This window comes from Nocardioides marmorisolisilvae, from assembly GCF_003725775.1.
GTDB classification, from domain to species: domain Bacteria; phylum Actinomycetota; class Actinomycetes; order Propionibacteriales; family Nocardioidaceae; genus Marmoricola; species Marmoricola marmorisolisilvae.
Map to the genome: position 1 here is coordinate 1,544,753 of NZ_RJSG01000002.1, position 23,646 is coordinate 1,568,398.

The 23,646-nt window shown below is 70.2% G+C and carries 23 protein-coding genes; 11 read left to right on the forward strand and 12 right to left on the reverse strand.

What is annotated here, in order from left to right; translation table 11 throughout:
* Positions 1-68 precede the first annotated feature (68 nt).
* Positions 69-1,178 (forward strand): D-arabinono-1,4-lactone oxidase, encoded by a 1,110-nt coding sequence (locus EFL95_RS11595; protein WP_425463967.1) that lies wholly within the window; start codon positions 69-71, stop codon positions 1,176-1,178.
* Positions 1,179-1,257: 79 nt separating this feature from the next.
* On the opposite strand, the gene EFL95_RS11600 is transcribed toward EFL95_RS11595, so the two are convergent.
* The gene (locus EFL95_RS11600) at positions 1,258-1,887 is read right to left on the reverse strand and encodes a trimeric intracellular cation channel family protein (RefSeq protein WP_123234112.1); all 630 of its coding nucleotides are present in this window, start codon (positions 1,885-1,887) and stop codon (positions 1,258-1,260) included.
* An 88-nt stretch (positions 1,888-1,975) separates the two neighbouring features.
* Here EFL95_RS11600 and sepH point away from each other — a divergent pair, with 88 nt between their 5' ends.
* The 3 genes from sepH to EFL95_RS11615 all read left to right on the forward strand — a co-directional run bounded on the left by sepH (position 1,976) and on the right by EFL95_RS11615 (position 5,508).
* On the forward strand, positions 1,976-2,929 hold the full coding sequence (sepH, locus tag EFL95_RS11605) for a septation protein SepH (RefSeq protein WP_123234113.1): 954 nt from the start codon (positions 1,976-1,978) through the stop codon (positions 2,927-2,929).
* 114 nt (positions 2,930-3,043) lie between these two features.
* Positions 3,044-5,050: an SDR family oxidoreductase gene (locus tag EFL95_RS11610; RefSeq protein ID WP_123234114.1), complete on the forward strand. Its 2,007-nt coding sequence runs from the start codon at positions 3,044-3,046 to the stop codon at positions 5,048-5,050.
* A 116-nt stretch (positions 5,051-5,166) separates the two neighbouring features.
* Positions 5,167-5,508: a DUF3833 family protein gene (locus tag EFL95_RS11615; protein ID WP_123234115.1), complete on the forward strand. Its 342-nt coding sequence runs from the start codon at positions 5,167-5,169 to the stop codon at positions 5,506-5,508.
* On the opposite strand, the gene EFL95_RS11620 is transcribed toward EFL95_RS11615, so the two are convergent.
* Positions 5,505-6,320 carry a sulfurtransferase gene (locus EFL95_RS11620; RefSeq protein ID WP_123234116.1) on the reverse strand — a complete coding sequence of 272 codons (816 nt, stop codon included), beginning with the start codon at positions 6,318-6,320 and terminating at the stop codon, positions 5,505-5,507. The two genes, EFL95_RS11615 and EFL95_RS11620, sit on opposite strands and share 4 nt — an antisense overlap.
* Before the next feature lie 16 nt (positions 6,321-6,336).
* On the opposite strand from EFL95_RS11620, the gene EFL95_RS11625 reads away from it, so the two are divergent.
* Both EFL95_RS11625 and EFL95_RS11630 read left to right on the forward strand, forming a co-directional pair.
* Positions 6,337-6,990, forward strand: coding sequence for a thymidine kinase (locus EFL95_RS11625; protein WP_123234117.1), 654 nt, complete (start codon positions 6,337-6,339; stop codon positions 6,988-6,990).
* Positions 6,987-7,298: a hypothetical protein gene (locus tag EFL95_RS11630; protein WP_123234118.1), complete on the forward strand. Its 312-nt coding sequence runs from the start codon at positions 6,987-6,989 to the stop codon at positions 7,296-7,298. Before EFL95_RS11625 ends, EFL95_RS11630 begins: the two co-directional genes overlap by 4 nt.
* A 115-nt stretch (positions 7,299-7,413) precedes the next feature.
* On the opposite strand, the gene EFL95_RS11635 is transcribed toward EFL95_RS11630, so the two are convergent.
* From EFL95_RS11635 to EFL95_RS11650, 4 genes are read right to left on the reverse strand one after another with little or no spacing between them, the layout of a single operon-like run.
* Positions 7,414-8,535 (reverse strand): alkaline phosphatase family protein, encoded by a 1,122-nt coding sequence (locus EFL95_RS11635; RefSeq protein WP_123234119.1) that lies wholly within the window; start codon positions 8,533-8,535, stop codon positions 7,414-7,416.
* A gap of 13 nt (positions 8,536-8,548) precedes the next feature.
* Complete coding sequence (locus tag EFL95_RS11640; RefSeq protein ID WP_123234120.1) at positions 8,549-9,130, reverse strand: DUF5998 family protein; 582 nt, start codon at positions 9,128-9,130, stop codon at positions 8,549-8,551.
* A gap of 24 nt (positions 9,131-9,154) precedes the next feature.
* A complete protein-coding gene (locus EFL95_RS11645) occupies positions 9,155-11,857 on the reverse strand; it encodes a bifunctional acetate--CoA ligase family protein/GNAT family N-acetyltransferase (protein ID WP_246004914.1) in 2,703 nt (900 codons plus the stop codon).
* A gap of 36 nt (positions 11,858-11,893) precedes the next feature.
* Positions 11,894-12,502 carry a dihydrofolate reductase family protein gene (locus tag EFL95_RS11650; RefSeq protein WP_123234121.1) on the reverse strand — a complete coding sequence of 203 codons (609 nt, stop codon included), beginning with the start codon at positions 12,500-12,502 and terminating at the stop codon, positions 11,894-11,896.
* Positions 12,503-12,626: 124 nt separating this feature from the next.
* On the opposite strand from EFL95_RS11650, the gene EFL95_RS11655 reads away from it, so the two are divergent.
* Genes EFL95_RS11655 through EFL95_RS11675 form a run of 5 tightly spaced genes read left to right on the forward strand, consistent with a single transcriptional unit; the run spans position 12,627 to position 18,985 of the window.
* Positions 12,627-15,080, forward strand: a complete 2,454-nt coding sequence (locus EFL95_RS11655) for a DNA gyrase/topoisomerase IV subunit A (protein ID WP_123234122.1) — start codon at positions 12,627-12,629, stop codon at positions 15,078-15,080.
* 5 nt (positions 15,081-15,085) lie between these two features.
* A complete protein-coding gene (locus EFL95_RS11660) occupies positions 15,086-15,799 on the forward strand; it encodes an LppX_LprAFG lipoprotein (protein ID WP_123234123.1) in 714 nt (237 codons plus the stop codon).
* Entirely contained in the window at positions 15,796-17,574 is a 1,779-nt protein-coding gene (locus tag EFL95_RS11665; protein ID WP_246004915.1) for an MFS transporter, read from the forward strand. Before EFL95_RS11660 ends, EFL95_RS11665 begins: the two co-directional genes overlap by 4 nt.
* Positions 17,571-18,464 carry a ferredoxin family protein gene (locus tag EFL95_RS11670; protein ID WP_123234124.1) on the forward strand — a complete coding sequence of 298 codons (894 nt, stop codon included), beginning with the start codon at positions 17,571-17,573 and terminating at the stop codon, positions 18,462-18,464. The genes EFL95_RS11665 and EFL95_RS11670 overlap by 4 nt, the downstream gene beginning before the upstream one ends.
* 26 nt (positions 18,465-18,490) lie before the next feature.
* Positions 18,491-18,985, forward strand: a complete 495-nt coding sequence (locus tag EFL95_RS11675) for a beta-class carbonic anhydrase (RefSeq protein ID WP_183407133.1) — start codon at positions 18,491-18,493, stop codon at positions 18,983-18,985.
* A gap of 7 nt (positions 18,986-18,992) precedes the next feature.
* Here EFL95_RS11675 and EFL95_RS11680 read toward each other — a convergent pair whose 3' ends face one another.
* From EFL95_RS11680 to EFL95_RS11705, 6 genes are all read right to left on the reverse strand, one after another.
* A complete protein-coding gene (locus tag EFL95_RS11680; RefSeq protein ID WP_123234125.1) occupies positions 18,993-19,859 on the reverse strand; it encodes an LLM class F420-dependent oxidoreductase in 867 nt (288 codons plus the stop codon).
* Positions 19,860-19,875: 16 nt separating this feature from the next.
* Complete coding sequence (locus EFL95_RS11685; protein WP_183407134.1) at positions 19,876-20,292, reverse strand: nuclear transport factor 2 family protein; 417 nt, start codon at positions 20,290-20,292, stop codon at positions 19,876-19,878.
* Positions 20,289-21,146, reverse strand: coding sequence for an SDR family oxidoreductase (locus EFL95_RS11690; protein WP_123234127.1), 858 nt, complete (start codon positions 21,144-21,146; stop codon positions 20,289-20,291). Before EFL95_RS11690 ends, EFL95_RS11685 begins: the two co-directional genes overlap by 4 nt.
* A 19-nt stretch (positions 21,147-21,165) precedes the next feature.
* Positions 21,166-21,927, reverse strand: coding sequence for an SGNH/GDSL hydrolase family protein (locus EFL95_RS11695; protein WP_246004916.1), 762 nt, complete (start codon positions 21,925-21,927; stop codon positions 21,166-21,168).
* Between the two features lie 152 nt (positions 21,928-22,079).
* Positions 22,080-22,727, reverse strand: coding sequence for a hypothetical protein (locus EFL95_RS11700; protein ID WP_123234129.1), 648 nt, complete (start codon positions 22,725-22,727; stop codon positions 22,080-22,082).
* On the reverse strand, positions 22,724-23,536 hold the full coding sequence (locus EFL95_RS11705; RefSeq protein ID WP_148045031.1) for an alpha/beta hydrolase: 813 nt from the start codon (positions 23,534-23,536) through the stop codon (positions 22,724-22,726). Before EFL95_RS11705 ends, EFL95_RS11700 begins: the two co-directional genes overlap by 4 nt.
* Positions 23,537-23,646 lie beyond the last annotated feature (110 nt).

A 23,646-nucleotide genomic window follows, 5' to 3' on the forward strand; every position in this document is an offset into this window, starting at 1 on the left:
ACGGCACCGGCGGCGTGGTGGCCTCGCTCAGCGCCCAGATCGCCGGCCTCNCGGCCCCTGAGGGGATCATGCTCGAGCCCTCCGGCCTGGCCGGACTGGTCTCGGTCGACCGGGAGAAGCTCACCGCGACCGCCCGCGCCGGTACGCCGCTGAAGGTGCTCAACGAGGCGCTCGCGGCCCAGGGACTGTCGTTGCACAACATGGGCGACATCGCCGAGCAGACCATCGCCGGCGCGACCTCGACCGGCACCCGCGGCGTGGTGGCCTCGCTCAGCGCCCAGATCGCCGGCCTCGAGCTGGTCACCGGCACCGGCCAGGTCCTGCGGGCTGACGCGGAGACGAACCCGGACGTGTTCGCGGTCGCCCGACTCGGACTCGGGGCGCTCGGGATCCTCACGGAGATCACCTTCGCCGTCGAGCCGGTCTTCACCCTCGAGGCGCACGAGTTCCCGATGCTCTGGGACGAGGCGATGGAGCGTTTCGACGCGATGGCCAGGGAGAACCACCACGCGGAGATGTACTGGTTCCCGCACACCGACCGGATCCTCGCCAAGGAGAACAACCGGGTGCTCGAGGACCCCGAACCCCTGGGCCGCTTCCGGCACTGGCTGGACGACGAGTTCCTGTCGAACACGATGTTCGGGGTGGTCAACCGGATCGGCAACGCGCGCCCCTCGCTCATCCCCAAGATCAGCAACCTGTCGGGGCAGATGCTCTCCGAGCGCACCTACTCCGACGTGCCGCACAAGGTGTTCACGTCCTCACGGTCGGTGGTCTTCCGTGAGATGGAGTACGCCGTGCCGCGCGAGGTGGGCCTGGAGGCTCTGGCCGAGGTCCGGCGCTGGATCGACTCCTCGGGCATCATGATCAGCTTCCCGGTGGAGGTGCGCACCACGCCGGCCGACGACATCGCGCTGTCGACGTCCTCGGGCCGGGAGTCGATGTACCTGGCGTTCCACATGAACGCCCAGACCGACCACACGGCTTACTTCAAGGGCGTCGAGGACATCCTGCGCGGCTACGACGGCCGGCCGCACTGGGGCAAGCTCAACACCCGCACCGCGGCCGACCTGGCGCCGGCGTACCCGCGCTGGGATGAGTTCCAGGCCGTGCGCGACCGCCTCGACCCCGACCGGGTCTTCAGCAACACCTACCTGCGCCGGGTTCTGGGCGACTGACCCGTCGATCCTTACGCCTACTCGTCGAAAGAACGACGGGTGAGCGACGGTTTCCCACGTGCTGATGGGAAACCGCGCCCTACACGCTCGGCGAGCCGCTGGCGATCGGAGCCCGCCAGTTGCGCAGGATCGCCAGCACCCGCCAGCCGAAGCAGATCACCAGGCCCGGCAGTGCGACGAACGCGAGCGCCCAGCCCTGCTCGTGCGCGAACACGGCCCAGGCAGCACCGGCCAGGGCCGGGGTCGCGTAGAGCTCGGAGGAGAAGATCACCGGCACGCGGCCGGCCAGGAGGTCGCGCGCCATGCCGCCGCCGATCCCGGTGACCATGCCCATCAGCGCCGCCGGCACCGGACCCAGGCCGTAGTCCAGGGCCTTGAGCGCGCCGGTGACGCAGAACAGCCCGAGCCCGGCGGCGTCGAAGATGTTGACCACCCGCTCCAACCGCCCCAGCGCCGGGTGGAAGACGAAGGTGATCAGCCCGGCCACCACCGGCACCAGCAGGTAGCGCCAGTCCGCGAGCGCCTTGGGCGGGGTGGCATCGATCAGCACGTCGCGCAGGAAGCCGCCCCCGAGTCCCGTCGTACCGGCCAGCACCAGCACGCCGAAGACGTCGAGCTGCTTGCGGACCGCCACCAGCGCCCCGGAGATCGCGAACACGAAGATCCCGGCGAGCTCCAGGGTCAGGAGCAAGGGAGAGTCGTCGATCATGCGCTGAGCGTAGGGCGGCGCGCCGCCCCAGCGACACGCCGGGGAAAGGTAGGCTCGCCCCACGCGGACCGAAGGAGTACTGGCAACGATGCAGCACCTCACCCCGGTGGGGCTCAGCAAGGACGGCAAGAACCTGGTCCTGGTGAGCGAATCCGGAGAGGAGTTCGCCGTACCGGTCGACCATCGGCTGCGAACGGCCCTCAGGGGTGACCACGCTCGGCTCGGCCAGTTGGAGATGAAGATGGAAAGCGCTCTGCGACCGCGCGACATCCAGACCCGGATCAGGGCGGGTGAGTCCACGGACGACGTCGCCGCGGCCGCCCAGACCACGGTCGAGGCGATCATGCCGTTCGCTGCGCCGGTCCTTGCCGAGCGCGCCCACGTGGCCCAGACCGCCGTGAAGTCCTCGATCCGCCGTGCCTCCGCGGACTCCACGCCTGCCGGTCGCACCCTCGACGAAGCCTCCCTGCAGCACCTGATGTCGGTCTCGGTCCGTTCCGAGGACGTGGACTGGGACGCCTGGCGCCGCGAGGACGGCCGCTGGACCCTGGTCGGCACCTACGTCGTCCGCGGCACCGAGCACCGTGCCGAGTTCAGCTACGACCAGCCCGGCCGCTACGTGGTCGCGGACAACGACGAGGCTCGCCTGCTGACCGGTGAGGCGACCGCCGCGAGCGAGGACGAGCCGACCGTGCCGACCCGGCGGCTGAGCGCGGTGCCCGGCACCGACGAGCTCCCGCTGGGCGACGATGCGATCGAGCTGGTCCGCGACGAGCCCGTCGAGGAGCAGGCCAGCCTGGACGACCTGGCGGCCGACCACGCCGACGCCGACTGGATCGCACCCACCGCGCACACCGACGAGGTCGAGGACGAGCCCGCCGAGGACGAGCTGGTCGAGACGCCTGCGCCCGAGCCGGAGGCCCCGGCAGCCGAGGTCGACATCGCTCCCGAGCCCACCGACGAGGCGCCGGCCCGCAAGAAGGGTCGCTCCTCGGTGCCGAGCTGGGACGAGATCATGTTCGGCGGCGGCAAGAACGACTGATTGGACAGCGCTCGTTACTCGCCAGTAACATTTGGCGGGAACGTGACGCAACGGCGCGTTGCGAGTTGAATGACAGTCCAGCCCGCCCCCGCAACGCACCAGTGAAGAGGCGCCATGTCCTACTTCGTCACCGGCGCGACCGGATTCATCGGTCGCTACCTGGTCTCCGAGCTTCTCGCGAACCGTGAGGGCACGATCTACCTGCTCTGCCGGGGCGGTTCCCGCGCGCGGCTGGACGCCCTGATCACCCAGTGGGGCGGCAGCTCCCGCCTGGTCCCGGTCATCGGCGACCTGCGCGCCGACCAGCTCGGCGTCGACCCTGACTGGATCGCCGAGCACGACGGCAAGATCGACCACTTCTTCCACCTCGCCGCGATCTACGACATGACCGCCTCGGACGAGATGAACGAGGAGCTCAACGTCGGCGGAACCCGGGCGGCCCTCTCCCTGGCCGGCGCCATCAACGCCGGGGTCTTCCACCAGGTCTCCTCGATCGCCGCCTCCGGTGACTACGCCGGCCTGTACGACGAGTCGATGTTCGACGAGGGCCAGGGCCTGCCGTCGGCGTACCACCGCACCAAGTTCGAGTCCGAGAAGATCGTCCGCGAGGAGTCGCCGGTCCCGTGGCGCGTCTACCGCCCGGCCGTCGTCGTGGGTCACTCCGAGACCGGCGCGATGGACAAGATCGACGGCCCGTACTACTTCTTCCCGCTGTTCAAGCGGATGCGTGACAACCTGCCGTCCTGGCTGCCGCTGGTCGGCGTCGACCTGGGCGACACCAACGTCGTGCCGGTCGACTACGTCGCCAAGGCGATGGACTACCTCGGCCACGTGCCGGGCCACGACGGCGAGGCGTTCCACCTGGTCAACCCGGAGCCGCAGAACACCGTCGAGCTCTTCAACACCTTCGCTGCCGCCGCCAAGGCGCCGCAGTTCGCGGTGCCGATCGACCGGACCGTGACGAACCGGCTGCCCACCGCGCTGCTCCCCCGCCAGTTCCGCCCGGGCGCACTGTTCGGTGCCGCCCTGCGGACCGCGCCGGCCCACCTGGTGCTGAACCAGACGCTGGGTCGCTTCGGCATCCCGGCCGAGGTCCTCGAGCACGCCGCGTTCCCGACCGTCTACGCGTCGAAGTCGACCCAGAAGGCGCTGGCCGGCTCGGGTCTCGCCGTACCGGACCTTGAGTCGTACGCCGGCACGCTGTGGTCCTACTGGGAGGACATGCTCGACGACTCGATCAAGTCCGACCGGGCCGCGACGTCCGCGCTCAAGGGCAAGACCGTCGTGATCACCGGCGCCTCCTCCGGCATCGGCCTGGTCACGGCCGTCCAGGTCGCCAAGGCCGGGGCCATCCCGATCCTGGTCGCCCGCGGCAAGGACAAGCTGGAGCAGACCAAGGCGCTGATCGAGAGCCAGGGTGGCCAGGCCTACGCCTACGGCTGCGACCTGTCGGACCTGCAGGCGATCGACGCGCTGACGACCCAGCTCTCCGGCGACTTCGAGCACATCGACTACGTGGTCAACAACGCCGGCCGCTCGATCCGCCGCTCGCTGAAGCTGTCCGAGGACCGCTTCCACGACTTCGAGCGCACCATGCAGCTGAACTACTTCGGCGCGATCCGGCTGATCATGGGCCTGCTGCCGAAGATGCGTGAGCAGAAGTCCGGCCACGTCGTGAACATCTCCTCGATCGGCGTGCTCACCAACCCGCCGCGGTTCAGCGCGTACGTCGCCTCGAAGGCCGCGCTGGACGCGTGGAGCAACGTGGTCTCCTCCGAGCTCGTCGGGGACGGCGTCTCCTTCACCAGCATCCACATGCCGCTGGTGCGGACCCCGATGATCGCCCCGACCAAGATGTACGACCGGTTCCCGACGATCAGCCCCGGGCAGGCCGCCTCGATGGTGGTCAGCGCGCTGGTCGAGCGGCCGCACGAGATCAACACCCTCACCGGCAACCTGGGCGCCCTCGCGCACACCCTGGCCCCGAAGGTGGCGTTCCGGATCCTCAACCTGGCCTACCAGGTGTTCCCGGACTCCGCGGCGGCCAAGGGCGAGACCGCGGCGGCGCCGACCAACGAGCAGGTCATGATGTCGCGCGTCCTCAAGGGCGTGCACTGGTAACCCCGCTCGACCTGCGCGAGGTCTTCGCCAGCCCCTGGGCCGGGCAGGCGACGACCCGGCTGCCCTGGTGGCTGCGCTGGATCCCGTTCCTGCCGACCCGGTTCGAGTTCCGCACCGTGGCCGTCCCCGACGGGCCGAGGGACGTCGTCGTCAACGACACCCAGACCTTTCCGAACGGCAAGGTGTGGGAGCGGACCATGCGCGGCGAGCTGCTCGAGCCCGGGCGCTGGCGGATGACGGCCGACGACATGCCCGGTGGTGCGCTCATCACCGTGGGCAGCGACGGCTACACGTTCACCTACCGGATCTGGGTGCCGCTCCTCGGACCGCTCAAGGTGCCGTTGCGGTGCCACGACGAGGTTCGCTTCTCCGACGAGGCGACCCTCCTGGACACCATCGAGTTCCGCTTCCTGGGGATCCGGGTCGGCACGCTGACGATGCAGTTGCGCCGGGACTAACCGGTCGCGATCGGCCGTTCCGGGTCGGTGATCCACTCGCTCCACGAGCCCGGGTAGAGCGACGCGTCGATCCCCGCACTGGCCAGCGCCAGGATGTTGTGCACCGCCGTCACGCCGGATCCGCAGTAGACGCCCACCTCGGTCTCGGCCGTGGCGCCCTCGACGGCGTATAGGGCCTGGATCTCGGCCGGCGAGCGGAAGGTGCCGTCCACTCGCACGTTCGCGGTCGTGGGCACGTTCACCGCTCCCGGGATGCGTCCGGCGACCGGGTCGACCGGCTCGGTATCGCCACGGAAGCGCTCGGGTGCCCGGGCGTCGACGAGCACGCCGCGCTCGACGAACGCCGGGATCTCGTCGGCCGTCACCACCGGCATCACGCCGGGACCGGGCTGGAAGTCGCCGTCGATCGGCAGCCGCAACCCGTCCTCGACGGCTCCCCCGGCAGCGACCCAGGCGCTGAACCCACCGTCGAGCACCCGTACGTCGGGGTGCCCGTGGTGACGCAGCAGCCACCAGCACCGGGCGGCTGCCCGGCCCTGCCAGTCGTCGTAGACCACGACCGGCCGCTCGACCGAGACGCCGACCTTGCGCATCGCCGCACCGAAGACCTCCGGATCGGGTAGCGGGTGCCGACCACCGGCTCCAGGAGCCGCTGCCAGCGCTGTGTCCATGTCGACGTACTGGGCGAACGGGACGTGTCCCTCGAGGTAGAGAGCCATGCCGCCCGGCCCGCCCATCTGGTACCGGACGTCGAGGATGGTGACCTTCCCGAGAAGGGCGTCGAGTTCAGCGGCTTGCACGAGCGGGCTCATGGCATGATCCTCCCCGATGGCTGAACTCCACTTCTTCACCGGGACCATGGATTCGGGGAAGAGCACGCTCGCGCTGCAGACGAACCACAACCACGCCGCGCGCGGCCGGGTCGGCCGGATCTTCACCACCCACGACCGGGCCGGCGAGGCGATCCTGTCCTCGCGCCTGGGCCTGGAGCACGACGCCCTCGAGGTCACCGACGACTTCGACTTCTGGCGCTACGTCGTCGACGCGCTGACCCACGGCGCCCGGATCGACTACCTGATCTGCGACGAGGCCCAGTTCTACGGCCCGCGCCAGATCGACCAGCTCGCCCGGATCGTCGACGAGCTCCAGATCGACGTCTTCGCCTTCGGGATCCTCTCCGACTTCCGTACCGAGCTCTTCGCCGGTTCACGCCGCCTGGTCGAGCTCGCCGACCGCACCCACGTGCTCCAGGTCGAGGCGCTGTGCTGGTGCGGCAAGCGGGCCACCCACAACGCCCGTACCGAGAACGGCGAGATGGTGACCGAGGGCGAGGTCATCGTCGTGGGTGACGTGGAGAACAAGAACGCCGAGCCGGCTGAGGTCGCCTACGAGGTCCTCTGCCGCCAGCACCACCGGCGTCGGATGACCGCGGCCCGCGCGAAGGCGATCTCCGCGGTCAGCGAACCGCTGCCGTTCGCATGATCCGGAAGGCCGCTGGAATCGGCGGCGGGATCCTTTTCCTCTTCGTCCGCGGAATCCTGCTGTGGCTGTTGCTGGCGTTCTCGGTACTCGTGTGGCTTGTCGGCCTCGTGCTCTGGCCGGCGATCCGGCTGTTCGGTGAACACGTACCTGTTTCCCAGCTTTACTACTCGCGTTGGGCGACCTACCTGCTCGACGCACTGCTGACGCGCGTGCTTCCTTGGGACAACGCACCGTGGCCCTGGCAGGTCGACGTGCGTCGTTCTCGGATCAACTCCTGGAGCGATGCGTTCGACTGGCCGCTCGCTTAGGAATCGCCGGTGGACCGGCCGGGCCAAGGTGATTTCCGCGGTCAGCGGACCGCTGCCGTTCGCCTGCGACTGCGCGCCCGTCGCCGGGTTTCGACAAGCTCAACCAGCATGGGCGTCAGCAGATCAGGATCGGGATCTCCATCTCGACCGCGGTCAGCGAGCCGTGGAATCCGACCAGCAGGTTCTCGTACGGGAAGTCGGCCATGCTGATCAGCGCGGTCTGACCGGCCGCTGCCACGACCACGTCGCCGAGCCGCGGGCGGACCTGCGGGGCGACGGTGCCGAACCAGCCGCGCTCGATGGCCTCGTCGCGCGCGAGCACCTGACCGCGGTCGCCGAGGAACTCGCGCCAGGTGGCCAGCACGTCGTCGACGGCACGACCCGAGCAGTACAGGTGCCGGAAGCGCGCCTCTCCGCCGATCAGCTGGACACCGGAGCGCAGCTCGGGGTGCTCGTCGATGTCGATCCGGAACTCGTTCGGGCAGTCGACCATGCCGTGGTCGGCCACGACGACCAATCGGACGCCCGGGTCGAGGGACTCGCGCAGCTGCTCGACCCCGGCGTCGATCGCCCCGAGCTGGGCCCGCCACTGCGCGGAGTCGACGCCGTAGCGGTGTCCCGTCCAGTCGAGGTCGCCGTCGTAGACGTAGGTGACCGACGGGGACACCGCGGACTCGGTGACCGCAGCGGCGATCCGCTCGCCGATCTTGTCGCCGTCGACGAACTCGGCGCCGCGGAAGGCACTCAGCGTCAGACCCGAGTCGACGAACTCCTTCTTGCTGACGACGGTCGCATGCACCCCGGCTGACCGCAGGCGCGCGAAGGCGCTCGGGTTCGGCTGCCACTCGGCCGGATCGACGACGTCCTTGTTCCAGAACAGCGCGTTGAGCAGCTTCTCGGTGCCGGGGATGCGGGAGGTGAAACCGACCAGGCCGTGCTCCCCCGGTGTCAGCGCCGTGCCGAGCGAGGTCAGGCTCGTCGCGGTGGTCGACGGAACCCCGGCGACCCCCGGCTCCTGCAGGAGCGCGTGCAGGTACGGCGCGTGCTCGGCGTGCTGCTCGATCAGCCGATGACCCAACCCGTCGACCAGGAACACCACGTAGCGCTGGGCGGGTGGGAGCACGAGCTCGGTGTCGTGGAAGCCGACGTCGACGCCGAGTGCCGTCGCGATCGCCGGGAGCACGTCACCGAGGGTGCGGCCGCCGTACGAGGGCTCGACGAAGGAGAAGGAGGTCACGGCGGCGTCGGGCTCAGGCCTGGGTGCTCGCCGACAGGATCTCGGCGAACGCGAGCAGCCGGTCGACCGCGTCCTGGCCGTCGGCGGCCGAGCTGACCCGGATCGAGAAGTCGTCGGAGGCGAGCACCCCGGTGTAGCCGTGGTCGGCCTCGCACTGCGGGTCCGAGCAGGCGGCCGGCTCGAGGTCGATCCGGTTGATGCCGCCCCAGCCGATCGTCAGCACGGCCTCGGCAGGTGCCGGGCTGCTGGTGACCTTGGCCGGGTTGGCGACCATCCGGTTCACCACCACGGACTTCACGCTGTCGAGCTTGACCGCCTCGGTCGAGGTCGAGGTGTACGGCTCCGGGAGCAGGTCGTCCGGCTCGTGCTCGTCGGTGTGGCACAGGATGAGGCGCGACGGGGTCAGCACCACCACGGTGATGTGCCGGCGTACCTCGTCGCGGTCGATCGTGGGCTCGTGGTGCACCAGGAAGGAGACGACGCGCTCACCGGCCACGGCGGCCTCGACGCCCGAACGGACCACCGTCGGGTAGTAGCCGCTCTTCTCGATCGCAACACCGAGGTCGGCGGCCTGGTCTTCGGACGTCACGCTCATGGGTCGCAGTCTGTCACGCGCCCGTCAGTCGGGGAGGGTGTCCCCCGGGTGCACGTTGAGGCGGCGGGTGAACCAGTCCGAGCGCGGGTCGACGACCGGCTCGAAGCGGATCGCGGCGTCCAGCACGGCGACACCGTTCGTGGTCGCGTGCACCAGGCTGAGGTCGAGCGCAGCGACCTGCTGGAGGTCGTTCTTGAGGTGGGCGACCCGGCGGAACAGGTCCTCCACGGCGTCCACGTCGACGGCCTCGCTACCGCGGTGGCCGAAGAGCAACGGTGCCGCCTTGATCGAGCGCACCGCTTCGGCTGCGTCCTGACCGGTGATCGGCGGGATCCGGTAGGCCTTGTCCCCGACCAGCTCGGTGATCGCCCCCGAGATCGAGAACGAGACGGCCGGACCGAACAGCGGGTCCTCCAGGCCGTCCATCCGCACCGGTACGCCGGGCGGCGCGGTGCGCATCACCACGAAGGCCGCGTCGGTGATCGAGGGCACCGTCTTGGCCAGCGACTCGAAGGCGTGCCGCATCTCGTCGGCATCAGCGATGTTGCGCCAGACGTAGCCGAGGTCGGGGCGCTGGCGCAGCGGCTCCGCGGTCGCCTTGAGGACCGCGTCCCATCCGAGCAGGTCGGCGGCGCGCACGGCTTCCTCGGCGCTGTTGACCGCGATCCGGTCCCAGAGCGTGATGCCGTAGTGACCGAGCAGCTCCTTGCACTCGGCGAAGGTGAGGTCGCGGCCCTGCGGCGAGTGCATCAACAGCTCGGCGAGCATCCGGGCGGCCGCGTCGTGGTCGACGTCCTCGAGCAGCTCGTCGGCATCGGGCTGCCGGTCGAGCCAGTGGTTGTACTCGCAGACCCGGGACAGCGCCCGGACCGCCTGCTCGACGGCCGGGTAGGAGGGCACCGAGCCGCGGCCGGCGGTGTTGCCGGCCAGGTCGGGCACCCGCAGCAGCTCGGGAACGCCCTCGCGGCCGAGGAAGGTTGCCACGATCGGCTTGTCCGACTGCTCGGAGACCGCGGCCAAGGCGTTCGCGACCTCGGCGCCGCCGGCGTTGAGCGGCGGGATGTAGATGACCACGAGGCCGTCGACCTCGGGATCGTCGATGACCTTGTCCAGGGCGGTCTCGAAGTCCTCGGCGCCGGCCTCGGCGCCCAGGGCCACCGACCGGGTGACCTCCAGCCCGCTGGCAGCCGCGGCGTCGGCGGCGAGCAGGCCGAGCGCGTCGGAGTTCCCGACGACGGCGACGCGAGGTCCGCGCGGCAGCGGCTGGTGGGCGAGCAGCTGGGCGACGTCGAACATCTCGTCCAGGGTGTCGACCTGGATCACGCCGGCCTGGCGGAACATCGCGTCGACCGCGGCCTGGGGTGCCTCGATGGATCGGACCACGTGGCCCATCGGGACACCTTGGGTGGTCCGACCCGAACGCACCGCGATCACCGGCTTGTTGCGCGAGACCCGGCGGGCGATGCGGGAGAACTTGCGCGGGTTACCGATCGACTCCAGGTAGAGCAGGACGACCTCGGTGCTCTCGTCCTCCTCCCAGTACTGGAGCAGGTCGTTGCCCGAGACGTCGGCGCGGTTACCGGCGCTGACGAACGTCGACAGACCCAGGCCGCGGCCCTGGACCTTCTCGAGGATGGCCGAGCCGAGCGCGCCGGACTGGCAGAAGAACCCGGCCCGTCCGCGCGGCGGCATGATCGGCGAGAGGGAGGCGTTCAGCGAGACGTCGGCCGCGGTGTTGATGATGCCGAGCGCGTTCGGGCCGATCAGCCGCAGGCCGTACGAGCGGGCCAGGCCGACCAGGCGACGCTGGCGCTGCCGGCCGTCCTCACCGGTCTCGGCGAAGCCGGAGGAGATGACGATCAGGCCGTGCACGCCCTTGGCCGCACAGTCCAGGACGACGTCCTGCACCGCGTCTGCCGGGACCGCCACGATCGCGACGTCGACGTCGTCGGGGATGTCGCCCACCCGCGCGTACGCCGGCATCCCGGCCACCGCGTCGGCGGTCGGGTTCACCACGTAGACCTTGCCGGCGTAGTCACCGAGCACGAGGTTGCGCACCAGGGCGGCACCGATGGTGTCCGAGCGGCGGGAGGCTCCGATCACCGCGACGCTGCGCGCCGAGAGGAACGCCTCGATGGATGCAGCCTCGGCCCGGTGCTCGCGGGCGGCCATCACACCCATCGCGGTGTCGGTCGGGTCGATGTTGAACTCGAGGTGCATGACGCCCTCGTCCCAACCGCCCATCACCTGGTAGCCCTGCTCGTAGAAGACCTGGAGCATCCGCTGGTTGTCCGGCAGCACCTCGGCGGTGAACCGGTGGACGTCGCGCTCGCGGGCTGCCTGGGCGAGGTGCTCGAGCAGCAGCTGGCCCATGCCGCGGCCCTGGTGGGCGTCCTGGACCAGGAAGGCGACCTCGGCCTCACCGGGTGCGACCAGCTCGTAGCTGGCGATCGCCAGGATCTTCTCGGCGACGGTCAGCACGAACGCGACCCGGCTGTGGTGGTCGACGTTGGTGATCCGGTGCAGGTCCTTCTCCGAGAGCGTCGGCATCGGGGAGAAGAACCGGAAGTACTTCGACTGGTCCGAGACGTCGGCGTAGAAGGTGACCAGACCCTCGGAATCGCTGGGCATGATCGGGCGCATGTGCGCGGTCCGACCGTCGCGGAGCACGACATCGGCCTCCCAGTGGGCCGGCCAGGCCGGAGAGGTGGGTTCAGCCGCGGTCACCCGAGAAATGTACCGGGCTCCGGTGACGGCTGCGTTTCAGCGGCGGACCCGGTAGCTCAGGTGCAGCACGCGGTCGCCCTGGACGACGACAGGATCGTCGAGCAGGCCCTCGGGCAGGACCGCGTCACCGAAGTAGCGCTTGCCCTGACCGAGCAGCACCGGTGCGACGTCGATCGCCACCTCGTCGACGAGACCTGCCGCGACCGCCTGACCGCCGACGTCGCCGGCGCAGACCGCGACCGCTCCGTCGCCAGCGAACTCGCGCGCTCGGGCGATCGCGTCCTCGATGCCCGTCGTCACGAACGTGAACGGCGCATCCTCGGCACTCAGGTGCTCGCTCGGTACCCAGTCGGTCGGTGCCTCGTGGGTGACCACGAAGTCGTGCTCACCGACTGACGGGACGCCGTTCCACCCGTTGGTGAGGTCGAAGAGGTGCCGACCCATGACGATGGCCCGGCAGGAGTCCCACCACGGCTGCACGTGGTCGGCCGAGGTCCGCGAGACGTGGAAGGTCCAGCTCCCGCCACCACCGACGAGCTCGATGTCGCCGTTCTCGTACCAGTCGAACAACGGTCCGACCGAGTCGTCCGGTCGAGCGATGAAGCCATCGAGCGACATGACTGCGTGGGTGAGGACCGTGGCCATCCGACTACCTCCGAGTGTATTCAACCAGTTAGTTGAATACACTCAACGCGATCCAGCGGGATCCGTCAAGGGTGACGGCGAGCCCCTGCCCCGGATCCCCTTGCCCTGTTGGAAGAATGCGCCCATGGCACGGCGTACCGCAGCACCCCCTGAGGAATTCGAAGAACACATCGTCGACATCGACGTCGGCGACGAGATGAGGTCGAGCTTCCTCGAGTACGCCTACTCGGTCATCTACTCCCGCGCCCTCCCGGACGCCCGCGACGGGCTGAAGCCGGTGCAGCGCCGGATCCTCTTCTCGATGCACGACATGGGCCTGCGCCCCGACCGCGGCCACGTGAAGTCCTCCCGCGTCGTCGGCGAGACGATGGGTCGGTTCCACCCGCACGGCGACACCGCGATCTACGACGCGCTCGTGCGCCAGGCTCAGGCCTGGTCGCTGCGGCTGCCCACCATCGACGGCCACGGAAACTTCGGTTCGCCCGACGACCCGCCGGCGGCGATGCGATACACCGAGTGCCGGATGGCGCCGGCCGCGGTCGCGATGACCGCCACCATCGACGAGGACACCGTCGACTTCCGGCCGAACTACGACGGCCGCGAGGTCGAGCCGTCGGTGCTCCCGGCCGCGATCCCGCACCTGATCGTGAACGGTGCCGCCGGCATCGCGGTCGGCATGGCCACCAACATCGCACCGCACAACCTGATCGAGGTGGTGCAGGCGCTGCGGCACCTGATCACCCGCCCGGACGCCGACCTGGACGCGCTGATGCGGTTCATCCCCGGTCCCGACCTGCCCACCGGCGGCAAGATCATCGGCCTGGACGGCGTCCGCGACGCCTACGAGTCCGGCCGCGGCTCCTTCAAGATGCGCGCGACCGCCCGGATCGAGTCGGTGACGCCGCGTCGCAAGGGCATCGTGGTCACCGAGCTCCCCTACGGAGTCGGCACCGAGCGCGTCATCGAGGCGATCAAGAAGCTGGTGCAGTCCAAGAAGCTCCAGGGCATCGCCGACGTGAAGGACCTCACCGACCGCGAGAAGGGCCTGCGGCTGGTCATCGAGGTCAAGAACGGCTTCCACCCCGAGGCGCTGCTCGAGCAGCTCTACAAGTCCACGCCGATGGAGGACTCGTTCGGCATCAACGCGGTCGCGCTGGTCGACGGCCAGCCGCGCACCCTCGGCCTCAAGGAGATGCTCGACGTCTTCCTCGGCCACCGGTTCGACGTGGTCCGCCGACGCTCGACGTACCGGCGCGGCAAGGCGGCCGACCGGCTGCACCTGGTCGAGGGCCTGCTGCTGGCGATCCTCGACATCGACGAGGTGATCCAGCTGATCCGCGCCAGCGACAACGCCGAGGCCGCGCGCGAGCGCCTGATGTCGGTCTTCGACCTGACCGAGATCCAGGCCAACTACATCCTCGACATGCCGCTGCGCCGCCTGACCAAGTTCTCCAAGATCGAGCTCGACAAGGAGCGCGACGAGCTGGTCGCCACGATCGCTGGTCTCGACGAGATCCTCGGCGACGAGTCGCGGCTGCGGAAGGTCGTCTCTGACGAGCTCGCCGACGTCGCCAAGACCTACGGCACGCCGCGCCGCACGGTCCTGCTGGAGTCGTCCGGGGTCACTGCGACCGCGACGGCGACCCCGCTCGAGGTGGCGGACGACCCGTGCTTCGTCTACCTCTCCTCCAGCGGTCTGCTCGCGCGCAGCACCGACGTGGAGGCGCCGGGCGCCGAGGGCGCCCGCACCCGCCACGACGTGATCGTCTCGGCGGTGCGCAGCACGGCCCGCGGCGAGGTCGGCGTGCTGACCAGCGCGGGCCGGGTGATCAAGCTCGGGGTTCTCGACCTGCCGACACTGCCGAGCACGGCCAGCCACCCGAACCTCCAGGGCGGCGCGCCGGTCGGCGAGTTCCTCACCCTCGACGGGGGTGAGCGGGTCCTCGGGCTGACCACGTTCGACACCGACTCCCCCGGCCTGGCCCTGGGGACGGCCCAAGGCGTGGTCAAGCGGGTGAACCCCGAGTACCTGTCCAACAAGGACGACTGGGACGTGATCGCCCTCAAGGACGGCGACGAGGTCGTCGGAGCGCTCCAGCTGAGCACCGGCGAGGAGACGTTGTGCTTCATCACCGATGACGCCCAACTGCTGCACTTCGGCGCCGCCGGCGTCCGGCCGCAGGGTCGTTCGGGCGGTGGCATCGCCGGCATCAAGCTCGGAGCCGGCGCGAAGGTCGCCTGGTTCGGCGCGGTCACCGCGGAGGACTCCGTGGTGGTCAGCATCTCCGGGGCTTCCTCGGCGCTGCCCGGCACCGAGTCCGGTTCGGTCAAGGTCACCCCGTTCAGCGAGTACCCGGCCAAGGGCCGCGCAACCGGCGGAGTCCGGTGCCACCGGTTCCTCAAGGGTGAGGACACCCTGGTCTTCGCCTGGGCCGGCACGGCGCCCGCCCGTGCTGCCGCCGCCAGCGGTGCCCCGGTCGACCTCCCCGAGGCGAACGGCCGCCGCGACGGCTCCGGTACGCCGGGCAGCCAGCCGGTCACCGCTGCCGCGGGCCCCGTCCCGACCATGGCAGGCTAGCGGTCATGACGTTCTCGAAGCCTCGCCGGATCGCGCTCGCCCTGGCTGGCGCAGCCCTGCTCCTGACGACCGCCGCCTGCGGTGGGAGCGGCGACGGCGGGTCCAAGACCTCTGGCGCCGACATCCAGAAGGTGCTGACCGCGGCGAAGACCCAGTTCGACCAGGCCTCGAGCGTGAAGTTCACGATGGCCACCGGCTCGACCCCGACGAGCGGGAACGCGGTCCTCGGCGCGAAGGGGACGCTGACCCACCAGCCGGCGTTCAAGGGCGACGTGAAGGTGCTCTTCAGCGGATTCAACACCAGCATCCCGGTGGTCTCGGTCGACGGGAAGGTCTACGCCAAGCTGCCGCTGACCCCGTCGTACTCGACGATCGACCCGAGCGAGTACGGCGCGCCGGACCCGTCCGACTTCGCCGATCCGGCCAAGGGCATCTCCGGACTGCTGCTCAAGCTGGACGGCGCGAAGCAGACCGGCCAGAAGCGGGACGGCAAGATCGTGGTGACCACGTACTCCGGGACCCTGTCCGGCTCGCTGGTCGCGCCGATCATCCCGAGCGCCGACGAGACCGGGACCTACAAGACGGTCGTCGGCATCGACGGCGACGGCCGCATCACGACCCTGTCGGTCACCGGAGACTTCTTCGCCGGGAGCGGAGACGTCACCTACGACCTGACCTTCTACGACTACGGCAAGAACGTCACCATCAAGAAGCCGTGAGCGACCCGGTGGCACGACCGCGCGCTGCCCGCACCCTGCTGGCCCTGGCTGCGGTCGCCGTCGCGTTCGCCGCGGCCGACACCTACGTGGTCGTCCTGTCGCTGCCCGACATGATGGGCTCGGTCGGCCTGAGCGTCGAGGAGCTCCAGCGCGCGGCACCGATCATCTCCGGCTTCCTGCTCGGCTACGTGGCGATGCTGCCGCTGATCGGCCGGATCGCCGACCTGCGCGGCCGCCTCCCGGTGCTGGTGGGCTCGTTGCTGATCTTCGGGTTCGGCTCCTTGATCACGGCCGCCGCCTACGACCTGCCGAGCCTGGTGACCGGACGGTTCCTCCAGGGCGTCGGCGGCGGCGGCCTGGTGCCGGTCACACTGGCTCTGGTGGCCGACATCTACCCGGTCGAGAAGCGCGGGGTGCCGCTCGGCATCGTCGGCGCGGTCCAGGAGCTCGGCAGCGTCATCGGCCCGCTCTACGGCGCCGTCGTACTGGCGGTCGGCGACTGGCGCGACATCTTCTGGATCAACCTCGCGGTCGGGCTGGTGCTCGCCGCCGGCATCGCCGCGCTCCCCACCCCCGTGGCCGCACCCGTGGCCGAGTCCGAGCGGTCCCCGCGTCGCCTCGACCCGATCGGCCTGGTCCTCCTGGCCCTCTTCATCACGGCCCTCCTGCTGGTGATGCGCCAGCCGACCAGCCTGGTCACCTCGGTGCGCTGGGGCGGACCGTTCGTCCCCTTCGGTTCCTCGACGTCGATCTGGTGGTCCCAGGTCGGCCTGGCCACGATCGGCCTCGGACTGGTCCTGCTCGCCTGGTTGGTGCTCGCCCCGCGTCCGTTCGTCGACGTCCGCGACTGGTGGCGCACCGCACGGCAGGCCGACCTGACCGGCGCCGGCCTGCTGGCAGTCGCGCTCGGCGGCGTGATCCTCGCCTTCGCCACCGCCGATCCGCAGGTGCAGGTCTTCTCCGACGCCGGCCCGATCTACCTGGCCGTGGCGGCTGTCGCGGCGATCGGGTTCGGGTTACACCTGCGCCGCGCCGCGTCTCCGCTGATCCCCCGCGGTGCCTTCGCCCGGATGCCGGCCTGGGGTTCGCTGGCGGTGAGCTTCTTCGTCGGATCGGCGCTGATCGCCGCGCTCGTCGACATCCCGGTCTTCGCCCGCGTCACCATCTACGGCGATTCGCAGATCAAGGCCGCGCTGGTCCTGGTCGAATTCCTGATCGCACTCCCGGTCGGAGCCGTGGTCGGTGGCTACCTGAGCCGGAGCCTGCCGGTGGGAGCGATCGCCGCGGCCGGGATGGCGCTTTCGGCCCTCGGGTTCTGGCGGATGAGCGACTGGGGCGTCGACAGCCTGCACCACCCGAGCAGCAGCGTCGTCCTGGTGATCGCCGGGCTCGGGTTCGGACTGGCCCTGGCCCCGGTCAACGCGGCGCTGCTCGCGACGACCGATTCCGCGGTGCACGGCGTCACCAGCGCCCTGCTCGTGGTCAGCCGGATGGTCGGCATGCTGATCGGCATCTCCGCGCTGACGACCATCGGGCTGCGGCGCTACTACGCGGTCTCGGCCGACTTCCCCGAACCGAGCCAGGTCTGCGGTGGCAAGACCCGCTGCGACGAGTACACCGACCTGCTCCAGGGCGCCGGCGTCCAGCAACTTCACGCGATCTTCGTCGGGGCGTCGCTGTGCGCGCTGCTCGCCGGCTTGCTCGCTCTCGTACTCTTCCGGGGTGCCGCGACCCGCGGCTCCTCGACCTCCGCCCTGATCGGGATCGGCTCATGATCGTTCCTCCGTGCTCGGACGCCAGCCTCGCCGCTGACGAGCCGCTGATCGGCTCCGCGCCGGATGCGATCGCGTGGGTCTGCCTGGAGCAGAACGGCCCGTGGGGAGCGAAAGCCTTCACCGACTCCCACCTCGACGCCGAGGTCGGGCGGAGCATCGAGGCGGCGGCCGCCGAGCACGGTGTCCGTCCATCGCTGGTACGGCGCCCCGGCCGGCACGCCGACCCGGGCACGGCCGAGCACCGCGCCGTCCTGATCGCCTACACCTACCCGGGACGCACCTGGCTGCTCACCGGAACCGTCACCGACCCGGCCGCCCTCCTCGACCTCGACTGGGCAGCTCTCGCGGCGGGCGACCTGGAGACGACGCGCGCATCCCTGCCTGGGCTGTCCGTCGCGCCGGACCCTGTCCTGCTCGTGTGTACCAACGGCACCCGCGACACCTGCTGCGCGCGGCTCGGGCGCCCGATCGCCCTCACCGCCGCCGGGATCGACCCCGAGCACGTCTGGGAGGTGACCCACACCTCCGGCCACCGGCTCGCCGCGACCACCGTGCTGCTTCCTTCCGGCGTGCTGCACGGACGGGTGCTCAACGGCACCGGGCTGCTCACCGCCGCGCGCCGCGGACAGCTCACCCTCGAGGGCTACCGCGGTCGGTCTTCGTACTCCCCCGGCGCCCAGGTCGCCGAGGACCACGTACGCCGCACCGAGGGCGTCCTCGGCCTGGACGACCTCGAGGTCGTTCCCGAGGTCGACGCTTGGCGGGTCCGCCACCGCGACGGCCGCAGCTGGTGGGTCGCAGTCAGCTCCGCCGAGTCCGGGGAACGCCCAGAGTCCTGCGGCAAGGAGTCCAAGCCGGTGAAGCGGTTCGAGGCCCGGATCGTCCGCTGAAACCGGTGAGGACTAGCCTTCTGGTCGTGAGTGACTTCGACGACCTGCTGGCCGCGAACCGCGAGTTCGCGAACGACTTCAACCTCTCCGGGTTCGACGGCGTCGCCCACGCGGGCATCGCGATCGTCACCTGCATGGACTCGCGCATCGACCCGCTGCGCATGCTCGGCCTCAAGCCGGGCGACGCGAAGATCTTCCGCAACCCCGGGGGCCGCGTCACCGAGGCCGCGCTCGAGGCCCTGGTCCTCGGCGTGCACCTGCTCAAGGTCGAGCGGATCCTCGTGGTGCCGCACACCCGCTGCGCGATGGCCTCGGCCAGCGAGACCGAGATCCAGGAGCGCGTCGGCGCCTCGGCCGGTCAGGACGCGTCCTGGCACGCCTTCCACGTGATCGAGAACCAGGAAGTCGCGCTGAAGACCGACGTGCACAAGGTCCAGGCGCACCCGCTGATCCCGGACACGATCAAGGTCGGCGGATTCATCTACGACGTCGACACCGGCCTGCTCAACCAGCTCGTCTAGAGCCGGCTCAGAACCCCAGCCGCTCGGCGCAGGCCGACAGCTCGTCCTTGGCCTGGTCGAGGTCCGCGGCGTCCGACATCGCCAGCACGACCCGGGTCGCGCCGACCTCCGCGAGTCGTTCGGCCTTGCCCTGGTCGATCCGGGTCACCAGGTGGCCCAGGTTGAGCTCGAGCTTCGCGGGGTCACGCCCAGCGTCCTCGGCCGCGCGCGCCATCTCGGCCCGCAGCGCTTGCAGGTCCTCGCCGGCGACGCCGAGCGGCTGTAGCCCGTCACCGAGTCGTCCGGCTCGGCGGGCGGCCGCCTTGCTGTGCCCCCCGATGTGGATCGGGATCGAGCGTTCTCCCGGCGCCGGACGGCAGACCGCGTGCTCGAAGCGGAAGAACTCGCCCTCGTACGAGGTGGGGTCACCCGACCAGAGCGCGCGCATCACCTGGATCTGCTCGTCGGCGCGCCGACCGCGGGTGTCGAAGTCGGCGCCACAGGCCTCGACCTCCTCGCGCATCCAGCCCATCCCGACGCAGAGGCGGAACCGCCCACCGGACAACGCGTCCAGGGTCGCGATCCGCTTGGCCAGCACGACCGGATTGTGGTCGGGCAGCACCAGGACGCCCGTGGCCAGGCCGAGCGTCGAGGTCGACCCGGCGATGAACGCCAGCAGCTCCAACGGATCCGGGACCGGGCAGTCGGCGGCGAGTTCGACGCGGCCCGACGCGTCGTACGGGTAGGTCGAGGCGTACTCGGCGAACATGACCGCGTGCTCGACCACCACCAGAGAGCCGAAGCCGCACGACTCGACGTGCTGGGCGAGCCCGACCATCCAGTCCGGATCGGCGGTGAGGCCGCTGCCGACCGGGGCGATGACGTCGAACTCCATGGGCAGACCGTACTGGTCAGGGACGCGGTTGCTTCTCGATCCGGGCGAGCGTGAGCCTGCGGGTCGCGAACCGCCACCCGGCCTCCGTCCGGACGGCGTCGTCGCGGTACTCGACGTACCAGACCCAGGAGTGCGGCTCAGGACCGTCGACGTGGTGGTGGGCCTGGCCGATCGTCAGCCCGGACGCGGCGCTGCCGTCGACCTGCCAGTGCGTGGAATCGACGACGTGGTCCGTGCCGGCGAACCCCTCGACCTTCCGCACCGTCGCCACGATCGCGTCGCGACCGATCGAGGCGATGACCGGCTCCAGCGAGCGCGGCGGATCCGGGGTGATCAGCGCACCGTCCTCGACGAAGAGATCCGCGAGTGCGACCCAGTCCCGGGCGTCCACCGCCGCGGCGTACGCCGTGACGAGGTCCTCCGGACCGCTCACCCGTCGGCCTTCGAGGCCAGGTCCGCGGCGAGCTTGGGGGCCCAGATGGTCTTGCCGAGGAACCGCTCGGCCTCCGGGCTGGTCGCGAGCCAGGCGATGACCTGACCGGAAGCGGCTGGGTCGGCTGAGGGGTAGCCACCGCTGGACGCGATCGCGTCGGCTCCCCCGCGAGCCACCGCCGACTCGGTGACCACGAAGCCGGGGTCGACGTTGAACGCCCGCACGCCCTGTCCACCGAACTCGGCATTGATGCTCCCGGCGATCCGGCCGAAGGCCGCCTTCGACGCCGCGTACGCGAGGCCCCAGCCGCCGTCGCCGGGACCGGCCGGAGGGTCGTTGGTCGCGGAGCTCGAGGCCATGTTCACGATCGTGCCCCGACCGCGCTCGAGCATCGGCGCGAGGACCTCATGGGTCAGCAGGAGCTGGTGGTAGAAGTTGCCCTGCCAGGTGCGGACCAGGGCGTCCTCGGTGAGATCGAGGAACCGCTGCTGGGGCAGGTGCACGAAGCCGTTGTTCACCACGAGGTCGAGCGCCTGCCACTCGGCATGGACCAGGGCGACCGCCTCGACCACGCTGGTGCGTTGGGCGAGGTCCATCTGCACCGGCAGGCAACGAGCACCCAACGCCTCGACCTCGGCAGCCGTGGCCTGCAGGCTGCCCTGCACCGGCAGGACGGTCTGGTCGCTGGCCTCGTCCTCGCTGACCCGGGGCGCGATGGTCCCTGCGCCCTCGACCAGGGTCCTGCCCGCGATCGCCACGTCGAAACCGGCACCGGCCAGAGCGAGCGCTGTCGCTCTGCCGATGCCGCGCGTCGCACCGGTCACCAGTGCGCGCGGACGTAGGGGTTCGACCACGGGCAGGATCCTAGGGCGATCAGACGAGCAGCGGGCTCACGAGCGGGTAGTAGCCCGAGGCGTGCCCGGTGACGTTCGGGTGGTAGCTCTCCGAGATCGGGTTCGACAGGCCGTTGAGCCACTCGGGGTCACCGCAGACGGCGTGCCCGATGAACCGGCTGGTCGGGTTGGCGAACGTGAAGCCCTTGGCCGAGGCGGCCGCGGAGATCTTGGAGTTGATCAGGTCCGCGGTGGCGTTGAGCCGGGACTCGTCGTCCGGGCTGAACCAGGTGGCGGCGTTGCAGTCCTCGCCGTTGAAGATCCGCGGGTAGCCGACAACGACGACCTTGGCGTTCGGCGCCTTCGTCTTGATGCTCGCGTACAGGGTGTTCAGCCGCCCGGGCAGCGTGTTGGTGATGAACGAGTTGGCGGTGTTGACCTTGCCGGAGCAGTCGCTGGCCCACGCCGGCTTGGCGCACTCGGTGATCACGTCGGAGAACCCGGCGTCGTTGCCACCGATCGAGATCGTGACGTAGCGGGTCGAGGTGTTCAGCGCCCCGAGCTGGTTCGCGGTGACGTCGGCCGTCTTCGCACCCGAGCAGGCCTGGAAGTTCAGGGTGTACCCGCGGGCCTGGGCGATCAGGTACGGGTAGGCCTTCGTGGAGCGCTGGCAGCTGGTCCCGTCGCTGATGTAGGTCCGGGTGCCGACGCCCGAGGAGTAGGAGTCACCCAGAGCTACGTACGCCGGCCCGGCGGCTCCTGCGGGAGCGGTGGCGAGTGCTCCTCCGATGATGGACAGCACGGCTGCTACTGAACCGAGCACAGACAGACGGAAGCGGTGAGTCATCCGAGAGATCTCCTTGCTGGGAGGAACGGCCACCCCACGTGACCTGGGTCACAGCAAAGCGTTACTCGGCAGTAATGTCCAGCACCAGCGAGCGCGCGGGAAGCCGTTCAGGCGGTGCGGACCGTCCTCTTCCTGAACCAGTCCGACAGGAGCACCGCGACGACCACGTGCGAGACCATCAGGACAAATAGTCCGACCACGAGCGCTGAGCCGAGAAACGCCGGCCAGGACTGCCCGAAGGCGACGCCGACCGGGAAGGCCACCAGGAAGAAGATCCACGCGCCCCGCTGCACCCCGTCAGCACGCCGCACCCATCGCGGCACCACCGGCTCAGGAACGGATCCGGCCGGCAGCAGCACGAGGGCTCTCATCCCGGGCACGGACCGGGCAAGGTGACCATGCCAGAACCCCACCTCCCAGTCCCGGAACGGCAACGAGAGCGCACGGTGGACGACCTTGTACGCCAGCACCGGAGCCATCACGAAACCAAGAGCGGCGCAGAGGAAGAACCAGGGAACCGGGCGGAGGTCGAGGCGTTTGAGCCAGGGCAGCGCCAGTGCCCACGGTGCCAGGTAGACGGCCATGCGGATCGCATCGCTACCTGTTCCGCGCTCACCGGTGAACAACACGACCGGGACGAACGCTGCGACTGCCGCCACGACGGGCAGCAGGCTCCGCAGAACCGCCGGGCGCCGGCGCGGCAGCGCGTCGACGGCCTCCTCGGCCAGCTCAGGGACTCCGGTAGTGACGCTCACGCTCTGAGGATAGGGCCGAGGAACCGCAGCTGGGCCGGAACCATCCGACGCCAGTAGTCCTTGTTGTGGGCCCCTTCGGTGAATCCACCGGCCGGCTTGGGCGAGAGCCGCCCCGCCAGGTTCTTGGTCGCGGCGTAGAACGGATCTTGGAGGCCGCAGTCCATCAGCAGCCGGACGCCGCGCAACCACTCCGGGTGGCCGTGGACGTTGTTGGCGTCGAAGTCCGCCGGGCTGTCGAAAGCTCCTGCCGCGGTCGCACCCGGGCTGGTGAACAGCGCCGGGCTCGAGACCGCCACCGCCTTGACCGGCAGCTTCTGCTTGCCGGCCATCAGGAGGGCGCCGTACCCGCCCATCGACCAGCCGAAGAGCCCCAGCCGTTCGGTGTCGAGGCCCCGCTCAGCCAGCAGAGGCAGGAACTCGTCACGCACCATCGCTGACGCGTCGGTCCCGTCCGTACGCCGGTGCCAGTAGCTGTGGTCGCCACCGTCGACCGACGCGATCGCGAACGCCGGGGTCCCGGCCTTCACGACCTGGTCGAGGTAGGTGTCCAGCCCGAGCGAGCTGAAGCTCGTCCGATGGGTCCCGCCGCGCCCGTGCAGACTGACCACCACCGGCAGCTTGTCCCCCGCCCCATGCCCATCGGGGTAGGCGATCGTCCAGCCCGTCTGCGTCCTCATCCAGCGCGTGTGGAACGACCCGCTGACCATCCGGGCGGGCTTCCCACCCGGCTCTGCCGGACTCCTCCCGCACCCGGCTAGCAGCGTGCCACCGCCGCCGAGCAGCAGAGCTCGCCGCGAGATCGTGGTCACGCCGGGGACGCTATCCGCTCTGCTAAGCCACGGCTGCGAATCACCGAATGACCTGCGCAGCCGCCAGAACTCGATCGCCCCCGGCGGCGTAATGAACGGGCCGTCTCGTC